Here is a 15,553-nt window from a genome sequence, read left to right on the forward strand (position 1 = left end):
GAGCAGGGCAAGGAAGTCAGCATCTAGGCCCTCACCCCCCAGCCCCCTCTCCCAATAACAAGCCCGCTACGCGGGTGGGAGAGGGGGTGTTTTTGGTTTGGGGACAGGTTTGATAAATCCTTTGCCGCCGCTTTCAATCGGCGGCAAAGGGTTGATAGATCGCCAGATCCGAGGCGTGGTAGCAGCAGAAGATGACTTCGTCGAGGGCACTCCCAAACTCTCTGACAGTTGCCACGGCGATTTGCGCGGCTTGCTCGGGTGGGTAGCCGTAGATTCCGGTACTGATGCAGGGGAAGGCGAGTGTTTTCAGGCCGTGCTCCGTGGCGAGCTCTAAGCTACGCCGGTAGCACGAGGCGAGTTTTTCGGGCTCGCCTTTATCACCACCACGCCAAACGGGGCCGACCGTGTGGATGATGAAGCGGGCCGGGAGGTTGTAGCCCTTGGTGAGCTTGGCCTCGCCCGTTTTGCAGCCTCCGAGGAGGCGACACTCGTGAAGCAACTCAGGGCCAGCGGCGCGGTGAATCGCACCGTCCACGCCGCCACCGCCGAGTAGCGAGGAGTTCGCCGCGTTCACGATGGCGTCTACATCCAACTTGGTAATATCGCTCTGTAAAGTTTTTAATGTCATGATTACACTTATTGTATCAGGTGCAAAGTTATTCTGAGTCTACCGAGCATATAAACGAAGTCGATGACAATCTCAGAACAACCTCTCTCTCTGGTCAGCTTGCTGGCTGCACTTTCCTACGCGCTGGATCTTACCGAAGGTCAGCCGATGGGCCATGCGGTTCGTACCTGCCTGATCGGGCTGCGGCTGGCGCGGGAGCTGGGAATTGCGGGAGAAGAACGGGATAATCTGCATCTGGCGCTGCTACTCAAAGATGCGGGCTGCTCCAGCAATGCTGCTCGGATGTTTGCGCTTTTTGGGGGCAACGAGGTTCTTGCCAAGCACGATGCGAAGATCCATGACTGGCGGCGCATGAGCGAGGCGGTAAAGTTTGCGCTCCGACATGCGGCTCCTCAAGAAGGACTTGTGGCGCGGGTCACTCAGCTTAGGGAGCTGGCCCGACAGCCAGGTCGGGTGATGGACGTTCTGACCGAGGCGCGCTGCACACGAGGCGCGGAGATTGCCAGCTTGCTCGGCCTCAGCCCCGATGTCTCGGCGGCGATCCACTCTCTTGATGAGCACTGGGACGGCCAAGGCGCTCCCTACCATCGTAAAGCCGATGAAATTCCTCTCTTTGGCCGGATTGCCTGCCTTGCCCAGACACTAGAGGTTTATGCGACGACCTACGGAACGGCGCGTGCCTACAAAGTGATGGCCCAGCGCTCGGGCACCTGGTTTGACCCGGAGCTAGTGAGAGCGGCACAGGCCTTTTCCCGCGACACGATTTTTTGGGATGGCGTGCGCAACCAGCCCGAGATGCTTCTGCGTCTCAAGACCAGTGAGCGCCTGCACCGGCAAGTTACCGAGGCGAGCCTCGACAGTGTCTGCACTGCCTTTGCGCGTATCGTGGATGCCAAGTCGTCGTTTACGGGGGAGCACTCGGCGCGGGTGGCGGAGTATGCCGAGTGCATTGCCAAGCACCTGGGAATCGGGGAGCTACGCCGGGCTACTCTACGCCGCGCAGCCCTTCTGCACAACCTGGGGAAACTGGCGATCCCAAATCTCATTCTCGACAAGCCCGCTCGCCTCACAGACCAAGAGTTTGCCCTTATCAAGAAGCACCCATACTACACCGCCGTGATCTTAGGCCAGATTCCCGGCTTTGGGCGCATCACCGAGATTGCGGCGGCGCACCATGAGAAGCTCGATGGTACGGGGTATCACTTAGGGCTGACCGGCGATAAACTTGATCTGGAGATGCGCATCTTAGCCGTCGCCGATATCTACGATGCCCTCACCGCCGCCCGGCCCTACCGCGAGGCCATGCCGATAGAAAATGCCCTCACCCTTCTTAACAAAGACGCGGGAGTTACCCTCGACGCTGACTGTGTGGAAGCTATCGACCACGTGTCTCTTTCTCCCATCACCCTGGCACAAGCCGCCTAAAACCGGCCCTGACGAAAGCGCTCAACAGCGGAGAGCTGCTCGGGCACATTGACCCGATTAAACTTCGTCTCGGCTGCCTTTCGACGCCCCGCATACTCTAAGCGAATGAAAACGGGGCCGTCCTGGAGTGAGGTTATCTTGCCCCAGGAGTAACGATAGACGGGGAAAAGACGCACGGAGTGCGCATTGTCTTGGCGCTCGTCCCAGAGCTCGTGTGGTTCGCCTAGGTGGCCCTTGAGAAGCGCATCGTGACGCCGCTTGGTGCGCACAAAATCTAGGCTCTCACCGCCACGATCCAGGTGCAGATCAGCGCTCACGAGAACGTCGTCCCAAAAGCGTAGCTCTACTCCAAGCGGCTCTTCATCTAGTATGCCGCCGTCGGCAGAGAACCAGGTATAGGGGGCAGAGTGAATCGTGTAGGGACGGATCGCAATGGCTTTCTCTGTACAGACTCGCAAGAGATGGGTCTGTGTGAGGGACGGTCCGATCAGCAGATCATTAGGCAGGTGAACCTGCCCGTGTACAACATCAAAATGAAGGCTCATCCATGAACTCCTTTCTTTTTTGCATTATAAACCATGGCGTACAATGCTTGCGTGACAAACTCTGAGCGCCCGGCGTGGCGGATGGCGCTTTTGCTGATTCTGGGCTACACCGCGTATTACTTTTGCCGCACGAACTTCTCCGTCGGGCGGCCCTCGCAGCTGGCGGAGCTGGCGCGGCAGGGGATGGCTTCTGAGGCGGCAACCGTGGCGCTGGGACGGATTGCGACCATCGGGGTGGTGGCGGGGATCTGTGGGAAGTTTCTGGCGGGGCGGGTGGTGCACAAGCTGGGCGGCGTGCCCGCGTTTCTTCTCGGAGGGCTCGGGGCAGCGCTGGCGACGGCGGCATTTGCTTGGAGTGGGAGCCTCTCGCTCTTTGGGGTTTGCTGGATCGCGAACCGCCTCTTTCAGTCTGTGGGGTGGCCGTCGGCGGTGCGCATCGTGGGGAGCTTGTTCACGGCAGGAAACTATGGCAAGGCAATGGGCATTGTCTCGCTCTCCTGGCTCTTTGGCGATGCGCTTGCCCGCGCAGGTCAGGCGCGGCTTCTGGGTGTCGGCTGGGACTGGCGCGGCGTGTATCTTGCCTCGGCAGGCGGACTGATTCTTATTCTCGTGCTCTGTGCGCTGCTGCTTCGCGAGCGGCCTGCTGAGAAACCGAAGCAAGCGGAGGTAAAGGCGTCTGAGCCGCTTGCCCTGCGAGCGCTTTTTGCCCGCCCCGCGTTTCTGTGCATCTGCGTGGCGGCATTTGGCTTCACGCTGGTCAATGTCACGCTCTCGGACTGGTTGCCCGTGTACTTTACGGGAATCGGGCTGAGCCAGGGGCGTGCAGCGCTGGCCAGTGGGCTCTACCCGCTGATGGGCGGACTCAGCGCCGTGGCCTTCGGGGCGCTGGGCGATAGGGCGGGGAGCCACGGGCGGCAGAAGCTCTTGCTGGCGGGGCTGCTGCTCACTGCGCTCTCGATGGCGGGGTTTCTGCTGGCAAAGACGCCGGCGCTTGCGCTGGTGCTCGTGGCGCTCTCGGGGTTGGTGGCAGGTGGGCCGTATGCCTACACCGTGGGCGCGGCGGCGCTAGATTTAGTGGAGCCCAAGCAGGCTGCCAGTGTAAATGGGATAATTGATGGCATGGGCTATCTCGGCGCTATTCTCGCCGGAGAAGCCGTCGCCCGGCTGGCCGTGCAGCTCGGCTGGAACGGCGCGTTCGCTGCCCTGGCGGTTGTCTGCCTGCTCGCCAGCGTGCCCTCGCTATTGCTGATCCGGCGTAGCCCTACTGAGAGCCCGCACTCATCTTGAGGCCCAGCATAATAAAGCCCATAAGAAACATCCAGGCGAACATCGCCACACCACAGCCGAGCATCACGACGGGAGTCACTTCAAACTTAGGCTTCTTCGGAGGAGGCATGCGCCTAGTGTATCGTGGCACGGTACACTCTCCTGTTAGATGATAAATAAGTACGCCCGCAAGCTGGCCGCAAAGCTCGCCCCCGATCCCGAGGCGTTTCTTGCTGCACTGGAGGCAGGCAAGAGCGCTCAGCCTTCGGTGCTCTGGCTCCGCGACGGCGACGAGCATCCTTTTGCAGCTCTGCCGCCTGCGCCGTGGCAGCCTGACTTTGTGGAAGCCATGGCGCAGGGTGAGCGCCCCGGTCGCCACGCGCTCCACAACGAGGGAGCCTATTATTGTCTGGACTTATCGTCGGTGTTTGAGGCCAGTGCGCTCTGTGGCCTGCCGACAGGTGGCACGGTGGTGGATGTCTGCGCCGCTCCGGGGGGGAAGGCGATCTTTGCGTACCGTGCGCTCGCCCCGCAGCGCCTGATCGCCAACGAAGTGATTGGCAAGCGTCTCGGGCCGCTTACGGGGAACTTACGTCGCTGTGGAGTCGCTGCGGAGACGCGCTGCGCCGATCCGTCTAAGCTCGCCGAGGAGCTTTCCGGACTTGCAAGTGTTGTGCTGGTAGATGCGCCGTGCTCCGGGCAGTCGCTCCTGGCACGCGGACAAGACAACCCTGGTGCGTTTCATCCCGTCAATGTCAACTCCTGCGCCAACCGGCAAAAGCGCATCCTCGCAGAGTCCGTCCGTCTACTGGCCCCCGGTGGCTTTCTCCTTTACTCCACTTGCACCTATGCGCGTGAGGAAAACGAGGATGTTATCGCTTGGCTACTGGCTCGTTTTCCAGAGCTGACCGTCCAGGAGCTCCCCACACACGCCGCGCATCGCTCCCCTCACGCCGATTTTCCTTGCTACCGGCTCTGGCCCGATGCGGGGTACGGGGCAGGGGGATTTGTGGCTTTGCTTCAGTCTCCAATTTCCGCCCCATGAAATGGGGCGTTTGGGTAGCCTGCGGCTGTAAAGCCCGTGCCGGGCTACCGACTTTGTTCCCCAGCCCGGCACGGGCTTCGCGGCACGCAGTGCCATTGCAGACGCCGGTTTTCAACCGGCGGCAGATCAGTCTGTATAGGATCTTTTAATAGGTATTAAGACGGCGCGTGTAATCGCCGACAATCGGAGATAGAGAACTTAGTTGTCTTCGATGAACACACTACCTACGATCGCGCAAAACTATCTTAAACTAATCTACACGCTCGGTGGAGTGTTGATCGTGCTTGCCTTGTGGCAGCTATGCCATATCACCAACTCTGAGTTTAACTGGGGGCACTTGACGATTTTTGTCGTGCTCGCTGGCATGGTGGGGCCAAAGAAGATTCGCCTGACGCGTAGCCGGACCACTGATGATGTGGGGTCAATGTCACTTGGCTTCACTATTATCTATGCCACGATGCTTCACTTTGGGCCGCCCGCTGCGGTGCTGGCTGCCTGCGCCAATGTCTTTGTCGGTTGCTTTCGTCAGCCAACCTACCAGCGCATGTTCAATGTGGCTCTCTCGGCGGTGGAGGCAACTGCTTCGGGGTTTGCTCTAAGCCTCTTGCGCGATGTGGGATTCGCGGGGTGGCTTCGTGGTGAATCTCCCGATAAAGTGACGGTGGCGCATCTTCCTGCAGTTCTTATCGGTGCGATTGTCTACTATGCTGTCAATACGGGCGGCGTTTCTACCGTCATTTCCCTTACCAGTAAACAGAAAATTATCGCCCTCTGGAAAGAGAACTTTCTTTGGACACTGCCTAGCTATCTGGCAGGAGCAAGTGCCAGTGGCTTAGCACTTCTCTTGCTAGGGCTGACGGGCAACCACGTTGCGACACTAACCATTGTGGTCTTTGTGGCCCCTGTCGGCTACATGACCTATACCGTCTACGAAACCTACACCGCGCGGGCTCGGGAGAAACAGGAGCACATCGAGGAGCTTCAGACCAGCCAGGCGCAGCTAGCCGAGCTTTACTTAGCGACTATTAAGAGCCTTGCGCTCGCCATTGACGCTAAAGATCAGTACACCCACCAGCACATTTTGCGTGTCCAGCGCTACGCCGTGGCGGTCGGGGAGCACATGGGGCTCTCTGAAAACGACATGGAGGGGCTGCGAACGGGAGCTCTGCTGCACGATATTGGTAAGCTTGGAGTCCCTGAGTATGTCTTACTCAAGCCCGGAAAACTAACGGCGGAAGAGTTTGACAAGATCAAGAAGCACCCCGAGATCGGGGCCGCGATTCTTGACCCGGTGGAGTTTCCCTGGCCCGTGTTGCCCGTGGTGAAGTACCACCATGAGAAGTGGGATGGTACCGGTTATCCCGAAGGACTGGCCGGGGAGAACATTCCCTTCACGGCGCGCATTCTCGCGGTCGCTGATGTCTACGATGCACTGACCTCGACCCGCTCTTACCGTAATGCTTGGACGCATGAGAAGGCGATCCATGTGATCCAAAAAGACGCGGGGACGCACTTTGATCCCGTGATCGCCCAGGCGTTTCTGGAGGTCATTGATGGCGTCGTGCAGGAGATGGCCAAAGAGGGACAGGGGCCGCTAGTTCCGCGCAAAGAGACACCGATCTACGCGACGAAAGCCGATGAAGCTGCCCGAGATATCCACCGTGCTTCGTCGGAGCTCTGGGCACTCTACGAAGTGGCACAGACGCTCTCGGCGAGTATGGGAATCACCGAGACTCTGGACATTCTTGCCCGCAAGCTGGAGGCGATTCTCCCCGGCACCTCGTGCCTCTTCTTACTCAAGTCCGAAGACAACCCCGACACACTAGTTGCACGTGCGGCTGTCGGAACCAACCGCGAGCACTTTCTGGAATGCCAGACCAGCGGGGCGCGTAGCCTTACTCTCAAGACCGTTGAGCAGCGGGAGACCTATCTGGGAGGCTTTGATCACGATGATCTGCTGATCACCAGCGAGACTCAAGTGCCTTGGGCACCGCTCAACTCGGCTCTGATTGTCCCGATTGTGCACCAGGGAGAGGCCCTTGGTAGCATCAACCTCTACCACCAGCACGCCGTGGCTTTCTCGCAGCACGATCAGCATCTACTGGAGATGATCTCGGAGCGCGCCGCGATGGCGATCTACAACGGTCTGCTGTACGACCGAACCCGTAGCCATGCCTTCACCGACCCGCTCACGGAGCTCTACAACCTGCGGTTCTTAACCCAGTATGTGGAGAAGCGCTGTGAAGGAGGCGAAGAGGCTCGCCGATTCTCGGTGCTCTGTATGGATCTGGATCACTTTAAGCCTGTCAACGACAACTTTGGGCACCTACGTGGCGATGATGTCCTGCGCGACTTGGCACAGATTCTCCGTGAGACCGTCGGCCCACGTGATGTGGTCGCGCGCTACGGCGGCGATGAGTTTCTCGTGATTGTGGAAGATGCCGGGCAGGACGAAGCCAACGAGATCTCACGACGAATCCATGATGCCGTTGTCTCCTACGACACCCGACTGGTGCACCCCTTACTCGGCGCACTGCGACTGGGGGTGAGTATCGGCTCCGCGTGCTTCCCCAAAGATGGAATGGACTGTGCGAGCCTCCTCTCGGCGGCAGATCAGCGCATGTACCAGGACAAGACCGAGCGCAAGCTTCGTCAGATGGCGGGAGCCCCAACCCTCCAGCAACCTAAGATTGCTACCACACGAAGCAGTTCATCACGCAAAAAAGCGGCATAGTTTCCTTAGATAACGTAAACTATGCGCATGAATGCGCCAAAGTTGCTGCTTACCCTAGGGTTGGTTACCGATATTCATTATGCCGATGCCAAGCCTCGGATCAACCGTTACTACCGTGAGTCTTTGAGCAAGCTGGAAGAAGCTGCGCGGGTGCTTCGCGAGAGAAAAGTCGCGCTTTCTGTCAGTCTTGGCGATACGATTGATGCCGGTGAGAAAGCCGATGCCGCCACAGAGCTTGAGTTTCTCAAGCGCATTGACGAGGTTTTTATGGGGATGGCCACGGAGCGCCACTATGTTCTTGGCAATCACTGCGTCGCCACCCTCAAAAAGCAAGAGTTTCTCGCCACGGTGCACAAAAGAGGCAAGAAGCGCTCGTTTTACTCCATCAACCGTCAAGGCGTCCATCTGGTTTTTCTGGATGCCTGCTTCCGCTCCGATGGCGTGGCCTACGGAGATGCACCGTTTAAGTGGCATGACACCGAGATTCACTTAGTTCAGCGAATGTGGCTAGAGGAGGACTTGAAAAAGGCTAAAGGCCCGGTGATTGTCTTTGTGCACCAGCGCCTTGATACACCTCCGGAAAACCACTACACTATTAAAAGCGCCCCGGAAGTCCGTCGCATTTTAGAGCAGAGCAAGAAAGTGAGTGCGGTCTTCATGGGGCATAGCCATAGCAATGCGCAGACGACGATCAATGGGATTCCCTATCTGACACTCGCGGCAATGGTGGAGGGCACCGGCCCCGAAAACAGCGGCTACAGCCTCTTGCGCATCTTCGACGATGGTAGTATCGAGCTTGAGGGCTTCCGCAAGCATTCCCTTCACCCTGCGCATACAAAACGCCTGCAACCAACTGCCTTTGCGGAGGCTCTCTAGGAGATATGCAGCTTAGTATTCAAGCGCGTGGCCTAGTCAAAGACTACGGTAAGCAGCGCGCCGTGGACGGGATTGATTTGGACGTTTCGGAGGGAGAGTTCTACGGGTTTCTTGGTCCCAATGGTGCGGGAAAGTCTACGACCATTAAGATGCTCACGGGGATGCTCCGGCCCACCAGCGGCCAGATGATCGTGGCGGGCTACGACATGGCGAGCCAGCCGCTCGAAGTCAAGCGCGTGATCGGGATTCTCCCCGAGGAAACCAGCCTCTATGAGCGCCTCACGGCTCGTGAGATGCTGCTCTTTGCCGGTCAGATGTACGGCCTCAATCGCGCGGAGACCCAGGAGCGCACCCAGGACTTGCTGGGCGTGATGGAGCTGACGGGCGATGCCGACAAGCTGATCGTGGACTACTCCATGGGCATGAAGAAGAAAGTCGCGCTAGCGGCAGCGCTGATCCACCGGCCTCGCGTGCTCTTTCTCGATGAGCCTTTTAACGGTATTGACCCCATCTCCGTGCGTGCGATCCGCGATGTCTTAAAAGCTCTCACCGATCATGGCACGACCATCTTTTTCACCTCGCACGTGATGGAAGTGGTCGAGCGGCTCTGTACTCGGATCGCGATCATTCAAAAAGGAAAGCTGGTCGGTCAAGGCACCATCGCAGAGCTGCGCGAGCAAGCGGGGGAAGATGGCGCTCTGGAGGATGTCTTCCTCAAGCTCGTCTCCGCCGAAGCCACCAACACGGAGAGCCTGAAGTGGCTCTGATTTCTTCCCCCCTAACCCCCGCCCGGCGGGGGGACAAATCTGAATATGATTCCTTATATTTCCCCCGCTCGGCGGGGGCTAGGGGGGCGGACGCATGGCTCTAAGGCAGCTGATGTGGCTGCGCTGGAAGCTTACCCAGCGCGGCTTTACCCGGAGCCGTAGCACGCTGATCGGCTCCATTATCGGCCTGGTCTTTCTTGGACCGTATGCCCTGGCGCTGGCAGGCGCACTGGGCTATGGGCTCTTTAAACTCAATGTCAACTTAGGCGAGCACACGCTTCGTGCGGCGCTTCTTTTAGTGGCAGGCATCTGGACGGTTGGGCCGCTCTTGGGCTTTCAGCTCAATGAAGCGCAAGACATCACGCGGCTCTTTGTCTACCCGGTACCGGTGCGCAAGCTTTTTCTAGGCGCGATTGCCGGGTGCCTGCTGGATCTGACGACGATCCTTCTTCTGCCTACACTGGTCGCGGTGATCGTAGGGGCGGCGTTTCATGGCGTGGCAGGAGCGCTGATCGCTACGATTGCCATGCCGCTCTTTCTGTTCCAGACCCTGGCGGCGAGCCAAGCCGTGACCCTGGCGCTTCAGGGGGTTCTGCAGAGCCGAAAGTGGCGCGATATGGCCCTGATTATCGTCCCGCTTTTTTGGATGATCTGGCAGCTTGGGATGCAGAATATCGGGCGTGACGCGGGCAAGGTGAACTGGAAGGCATTTCTGGTCAGCACGCCGTGGGAGGCCGTGAGCTTCCTGCCGTCGGGGCTTGCGGCGCGTGCCGTGGGCGCGGGGATGAAGGGCATGTGGCCGCTGGCGATTGCCTATCTCGGGGCGCTGGGGCTCGTCACGGTTGCCACGTTCACCCTCTCTGCCTGGCTGGTGGGAAAAGCCTACGAAGGCGATGCGGTAGGCGTCCCCGCCCCGAAGCCCTCCTCCCTTAATCCCTCCTCCCGACCCCGGGAGGAGGGAAAATCTCCCCCCTCTCCCCTCCTCCCAGGATTGGGAGGAGGGGCCGGGGGAGGAGGGATCATCGGGGCAATCTTCCAGAAAGAGTGGCGTGTCTTTACCCGCGACCCGTACTTCCGGCTCATGGCGATGAACTTTGTCTACATGCTGGGCTTTGGGGTGTTTATGTCCTTTAATCGGGGCAAGGGCGGCGATGGTATGATGTTCTCTGAGGCCCGCACGACCGGGGCCCTCTGGCTGGCAACTTCCCTGACGCTCTTTCAGCAGAGCATCCTCTCCTACAATATCTTCGGCCCCGAAGCCAATGCGGCCACACTCCTCTTTGCCTTTCCCACACGCCGTCGGGAGCTGCTGATTGGCAAGAACCTAGCGAATCTCTCAGCGATTCTCCCGCTCAATATCGGGGCTACGGTGATGCTCTGTCTGGTGCTCAAGCGGCTCGACATGCTGGTGTTGCTGCTGCCTTGGATGATCTGCGCCTCGGTGCTTCTGGCGGCGGTGGGCAATGCGGTCTCGGTGATGATTCCCTACCGAGTCAACACGCAGGGGCTGAAGGCGCGGCAGAGCAATAGCGGGGGAGTGGGCTATGCATTTTTGAGCCTGGGAATCAGCCTGGCGGCGCTGGTGCTCTACGCGCCGGTTCTGGCCGCCGTCTTGGTGCCGCACTTCTGGATCGGGCATGCCTGGCTCTCGGTCACGGTGCCCTTTGCCATTCTCTACACGGTCGGTCTGTACTTTCTCTCGCTGCGCCTCACCGAGCCGTGGCTACTGGAGCGCGAGCCGGAGATCATCGCCCGCGTCGCCCGCCCCGAGGGATAAAAAATGCCTTCTGCCGGAAATCGCCTCGACGGAAATCGTCGGGCTGTAGGGCACTTCGCGCCGCGCCTTCGGCGGAATTCTACCGATGAGGCCCCATTTTACCGACGAGGGACGAGGAGGCGGCGCAAAGCGCCCCAAAGCGGGACGTTCACCGTCCACGCTAACCAGACAATTGCCATCACGAGATTTATGACAGAATGAAAAAATCTGAGCCTTGTAAGTGTTTCGTGTGTTAGCTGTGCTCTAATATCCTGACAATGACACTCTGGTGGCTACGGCGACCCGCGACAACAACTTCGCTTTCCGAGCGTGACTTGCTGACCCAAGCGCGTGCGGGAGAGAGAGAGGCGATTCGTCGCCTGCTCACGCCTCACGAGCCACTGATCTTCCGGCTCTGTCTGGCAATTCTGGGAAATCGTACGGATGCGGAAGACGCGGCACAAGAGACTCTTCTCGCGGCGATTCGGGCGCTCCCCAAGTTCCGGGGCGAGGCCCAGCTCTCGACCTGGCTGGTGCGGATCGCACGCAATGTCTGCACCAAGCGTCGCCCCATAAGTGCCTCGCTTGACGATGCAGGACTGTCTGTGGCGGGGCCAGAAGACGCGGTGTTGGAGAGGGCTTTGCTGCAAGAAGCACTGGCGCACCTCACCGAGCTTCAGCGCAGTTGTTTAGTGTTGCAAGCTGTCGAGGGCTGGAGCATCGCCGAGATCGCCAGTAGCCTGAGTGTCACGTCCAAGAAAGTCGAAAACGAGCTGTATCGTGCCCGAAAGGCGCTGGCTCGTTGGGAGGAAAGCAGTCATGGAAACTAAATGGACAGAAGAGATTCACAAGACGCCACAGCCTGAGTCGGGAGTCTTGACAGAGCGTGCGCTGGCCCAAGCGCCCCAAAAATCACGCCGCACGTTGCGTCCTTATGCCTACGGAAGCCTTGCCTTGGCCGCGACATTGCCCGTCGCGTTCTTGCTCTTGCCAAAGATGAGCATACAACCACAAAAAGTTGTTGCACTAACGCAAGGAAAGTCAATGCCGACGCAAGAAAAGTCAATGCCGACGCAAGGAAAGTCAATGCCGACGCAAGGAAAGTCAATGCCGACGCAAGAAAAGTCAATGCCGACGCAAGAAAAGTCAATGCCGACGCAAGAAAAGTCAATGCCGACGCAAGAAAAGTCAATGCCGACGCAAGAAAAACTTCTTGCTGAACCTGAGATTGCTACTTTGGGGCTTCAAAAGCATGTTGTGCAGGAGAATGAGGAGCCTCTTTCGCGACAGGCACGTGGCGGTGTGGCTGCCCGAGGTCTCTCTGCGCTATCGTCCTCCTCCAACGCACGTGGAACTCAGCTTGCGTTTGCCATGGGGGAGCGGTTGGCGGAATTTGAAGGAGTGCCTCTGACACCGCTTCCCAATGCTCCGACCTCTGAAAATCCCCTGCTCAAAACAATCTTAATGCGCTGGCCCGATGGCACTGTCGTGGGCACACTGGTTCTCGCAAACAATACGAAAGAGCGGGGAGCGCTCCCCAAAGCTTATCTGGTCTATGTTGCTGCTTTCGATGCCAAGGGAACGCTGGTCTCTACAGCGCAAACCGAGCTACCAGGCGCGGGCGGAACAGCGACGGTAAAACTCGGCCTCGCCCCGACGGCGCAGCACTACCAACTCGCGCTCTTTGCCAAGCCTACTCCGCCCAAAGAGGAGATGGTGGTTGCAGGCTATCTCGTTCGGCATCTTGTGGGAGACGTGCTCCCGTCTTCCACAAGCCAGATAACCCTTCACGAGCCGCAGTTCTATGAGAGCAACTACTACAAGACTCTCTCGGCGAACCTCTCTGTCTCCACCGTAAAACTGGGCGATGCGGCAGGCTACACCGTGCACGGGGCACTCTTCGACGAGAAGGGCGCACTCCTCTCCACAGATCAAGCGCCTCTCAAATCGCCCAGGATAATCTCCGTCAGACCGCTTCAAGCCGAGTATAGCCAGGAAGTCTCGCTTGGCTTTGGTGTGACGGGCCGACATGCCGCCCACTACCAGCTTGCCGTTACCGCCCCCACGCCCAAACCACAAAACTTCCGGCTTGGGGAGTATCTGGTTGCTCAGAAGCAGGCAATACCTGCCACCGCAGCACGTGGTCTCTCTGTGGTTCTGAAACCCGAACTCTCTGGGCTAACGCCACGGGTAGTGATTACCCTGCCGAGTGACCCGGAGACGCTAAGCCTGCATGCCATTCAGACCCAACAGAGCCTCGCGCTTGAGCCACAGACCGCTCGCAGTAGGATAGAACTCAGCCGCAGCAACGATCCTTTGAACTTCACCTTCTCTCTGAGTACACTCTCTAAGAAACCTATTAACGCCCCGGATGCAAGCTTTACGGTGGCCTCTGTCACGACCGAGACGGACGGCTCGCTGCTCCTCCTGCCGCCTCCCTGCCTCAGCCCGATGGAAGAGATCTTCAAGAACCCCAAGCTCCGTGACTACACTCAGATCAGGCTCACGCCTTCGACAGTGGCCGCACTCAAAGCCAAAGGAATCACGGAGTTTGTAGGCAGGTCTATTCAGGCGAGTGGCAAGAGCGAGAGCGTTCTCAATCTCACTCGTCCTGCCTTTGAAGTGACGACTGTCACCGTGGAGAAAACTGAGGATCTTTCTGTTACTCAGCCTCCAATGGCGAGCTTTACGGTGGTGTTGGTCAATCCTGAAGAGGATGGTTCGCTGGTGCTGATCCCCAAAACCAGTGTGCACTCCGCGACGGAGGCTCGTCTGACGCAGGAGATTCTCAAGAACCCCGAGCTACGCGACTATACTCAAGTCAAGCTCACTCCCAGCGTAGTAGCGGCACTGAAGGCGAAGGGGATCACGGAGTTTGTGGGCAAGTCTATCCAGGCCAGTGGCAAGAGTGACAATAGTCTCTATCTTGCGTACCCTGCCTTTAAAGTGACAACCATAACGGTCGAGAAAACAGAAGATTTTCAGATAGGTCTACCGCTGGTGCTCAAGCCTATCGAGCCTCCACAACTACCTCGTTTAAGCACTCGCCCCCGGCTAATCCTTGGTGGGGAGTCGCCCGAGACGAAGGTGGAAGTTATCCGACAATTACAAGGCCAAGACTTTCTGCGGCAGCTCCGCGCAGCAAAAAATGCCCAGGGGCGCTACGAGCTTCTGATCAGCCCAGAGTTCAACGAGATACTTCTAGCGGCGGCGCAGCGTGGCGAGGAAGCGACGGTGATTCAGCTGGTGCAGTGGTCGTGGTTTGGCGGGCCAGACGAAGCAGCCAAGGGCGGCAATGGCGTTACGTGGGCCGCGTACTGCCCGACGATTGAGCCCGTCAAGGCGCTCCTGGAGCGCGGCGTCCCCGCCGGAGTCGCCGATGCCAGTGGCAACACGGGCCTGCACCGTACCTACCGACCCGAGATCGCCGAGCTTCTTCTCAAGCACAAAGCCCTCACGGAGACCAAAAACGCCGACGGTGAGACGCCGCTCCTAGCCCAGACGCGCCAAGCCGACCGCTGGCTAGGGCGACGGGGCGTCATACAAGCGCTCCTGAGTGCCGGGGCCAACCCCAATGCCACTGACAACCAGGGACGAACCCCGCTGATGTGGGCAGCAAAAAGCGGCCTGCCCGATTTTGTGGAGGCGCTGCTCAAGAAGGGCGCGGACCCGAAGCGCAAGGACAAAGACGGCAAGACCGCCCGCGACTATATCGCCGCCTGGCCATGGGGCATGGCTCCGGGTCTCCTCACCCCCGAGGGAGCCGCACAGCTCCAGCGTGACTCCGAAGCAGACCGAGCACGAGTGGAGCAACTTCTCGGAGGCAGATAAAAAACGGCTTCCGTCCGGCAGGACGTCCGGCGCGAAGCGCCTCTAGCGAGGGATTTTCAACCCCTCGTCCCAAAGGAAAATAAAACGATGAAAAAACTAGGATATGTTATCCGTGTCACGAAGCAGACCCAGGCGAAAGAGGGGCTGAACTACACGCTTGTCGCGAATCGTGTTTCTCCCGAGGCGGTGCTTGTCTCGATGGAAATTCCCCGTGAAGGAAAGCTGAAGGACATGAGCCGAGTGACCATGAACATTCGGCCTATCCTTCCCCCTTCCCAATCCCGCCCTGTCTCCCACAGCCCGCTGGTCTATGCGACGCTGCAGACGACAGAAAACAAGAAGGGCGTCTGGAACGTCTCGTTCCAGCTCGCTTCGGAGCTGGCGGAGCGCTGCTCGGTGGATCTCCTGATACCCAAGGGGTCAAGAGAGTATTTTTCCTACGCCGTGGAACTCAAGGAGTACATCACCGACGCTTCCCCCGCCCCCTTCCTTTTTGGGGCTGGTCGGTAGTCCAAAAGCACTCTTTCAGCCGCTCCCAGACATCACCGACGCTTCTTCCTGCTAGGCCGCGCAATAGTAAGCGGGAAGTGGGTAAACTAAGAGCATGGCACGAATTGAACATGCAAAGACGCAGAACCCGCAGATCGCGACGCTTACTTTTTGGGGCGGTGTGGGGACGG

The 15,553-nt window shown here is 58.8% G+C and carries 13 protein-coding genes; 10 read left to right on the forward strand and 3 right to left on the reverse strand.

All coding sequences use genetic code 11. From position 1 onward, the window contains the following. Positions 1–133: 133 nt before the first annotated feature. Positions 134–628, reverse strand: a complete 495-nt coding sequence (locus RMO15_RS06110; protein ID WP_309709265.1) for an O-acetyl-ADP-ribose deacetylase — start codon at positions 626–628, stop codon at positions 134–136. Between the two features lie 63 nt (positions 629–691). On the opposite strand from RMO15_RS06110, the gene RMO15_RS06115 reads away from it, so the two are divergent. Continuing rightward, a complete protein-coding gene (locus tag RMO15_RS06115; protein WP_309709267.1) occupies positions 692–2,053 on the forward strand; it encodes an HD domain-containing phosphohydrolase in 1,362 nt (453 codons plus the stop codon). On the opposite strand, the gene RMO15_RS06120 is transcribed toward RMO15_RS06115, so the two are convergent. Beyond that, positions 2,050–2,598, reverse strand: coding sequence for a hypothetical protein (locus tag RMO15_RS06120; RefSeq protein ID WP_309709269.1), 549 nt, complete (start codon positions 2,596–2,598; stop codon positions 2,050–2,052). The two genes, RMO15_RS06115 and RMO15_RS06120, sit on opposite strands and share 4 nt — an antisense overlap. Positions 2,599–2,649: 51 nt before the next feature. Here RMO15_RS06120 and RMO15_RS06125 point away from each other — a divergent pair, with 51 nt between their 5' ends. Further along, positions 2,650–3,885: an MFS transporter gene (locus RMO15_RS06125; RefSeq protein ID WP_309709271.1), complete on the forward strand. Its 1,236-nt coding sequence runs from the start codon at positions 2,650–2,652 to the stop codon at positions 3,883–3,885. Here the strand turns inward: RMO15_RS06125 and RMO15_RS06130 are convergent. Beyond that, positions 3,860–3,994: a hypothetical protein gene (locus RMO15_RS06130; RefSeq protein WP_309709274.1), complete on the reverse strand. Its 135-nt coding sequence runs from the start codon at positions 3,992–3,994 to the stop codon at positions 3,860–3,862. The two genes, RMO15_RS06125 and RMO15_RS06130, sit on opposite strands and share 26 nt — an antisense overlap. 39 nt (positions 3,995–4,033) lie before the next feature. Between RMO15_RS06130 and RMO15_RS06135 the strand changes: the two genes are divergently transcribed. The 8 genes from RMO15_RS06135 to RMO15_RS06170 all read left to right on the forward strand — a co-directional run bounded on the left by RMO15_RS06135 (position 4,034) and on the right by RMO15_RS06170 (position 15,383). Further along, positions 4,034–4,909 carry an RsmB/NOP family class I SAM-dependent RNA methyltransferase gene (locus tag RMO15_RS06135; protein WP_309709277.1) on the forward strand — a complete coding sequence of 292 codons (876 nt, stop codon included), beginning with the start codon at positions 4,034–4,036 and terminating at the stop codon, positions 4,907–4,909. 211 nt (positions 4,910–5,120) lie between these two features. Then, positions 5,121–7,643, forward strand: coding sequence for a diguanylate cyclase (locus RMO15_RS06140; RefSeq protein ID WP_309709280.1), 2,523 nt, complete (start codon positions 5,121–5,123; stop codon positions 7,641–7,643). Between the two features lie 27 nt (positions 7,644–7,670). Continuing rightward, entirely contained in the window at positions 7,671–8,519 is an 849-nt protein-coding gene (locus RMO15_RS06145) for a metallophosphoesterase (RefSeq protein ID WP_309709284.1), read from the forward strand. Between the two features lie 5 nt (positions 8,520–8,524). Further along, complete coding sequence (locus tag RMO15_RS06150; RefSeq protein WP_309709287.1) at positions 8,525–9,286, forward strand: ABC transporter ATP-binding protein; 762 nt, start codon at positions 8,525–8,527, stop codon at positions 9,284–9,286. 94 nt (positions 9,287–9,380) lie between these two features. After that, the gene (locus RMO15_RS06155) at positions 9,381–11,063 is read left to right on the forward strand and encodes a hypothetical protein (protein ID WP_309709290.1); all 1,683 of its coding nucleotides are present in this window, start codon (positions 9,381–9,383) and stop codon (positions 11,061–11,063) included. Positions 11,064–11,320: 257 nt separating this feature from the next. Next, complete coding sequence (locus RMO15_RS06160; RefSeq protein WP_309709291.1) at positions 11,321–11,872, forward strand: sigma-70 family RNA polymerase sigma factor; 552 nt, start codon at positions 11,321–11,323, stop codon at positions 11,870–11,872. Then, positions 11,862–14,873, forward strand: a complete 3,012-nt coding sequence (locus RMO15_RS06165; RefSeq protein WP_309709295.1) for an ankyrin repeat domain-containing protein — start codon at positions 11,862–11,864, stop codon at positions 14,871–14,873. Before RMO15_RS06160 ends, RMO15_RS06165 begins: the two co-directional genes overlap by 11 nt. 87 nt (positions 14,874–14,960) lie before the next feature. After that, positions 14,961–15,383 (forward strand): hypothetical protein, encoded by a 423-nt coding sequence (locus RMO15_RS06170; protein WP_309709297.1) that lies wholly within the window; start codon positions 14,961–14,963, stop codon positions 15,381–15,383. Positions 15,384–15,553: the final 170 nt, after the last annotated feature.

The sequence above is a fragment of the Armatimonas sp. genome, from assembly GCF_031410135.1.
Classification (GTDB): Bacteria; Armatimonadota; Armatimonadia; order Armatimonadales; family Armatimonadaceae; genus Armatimonas.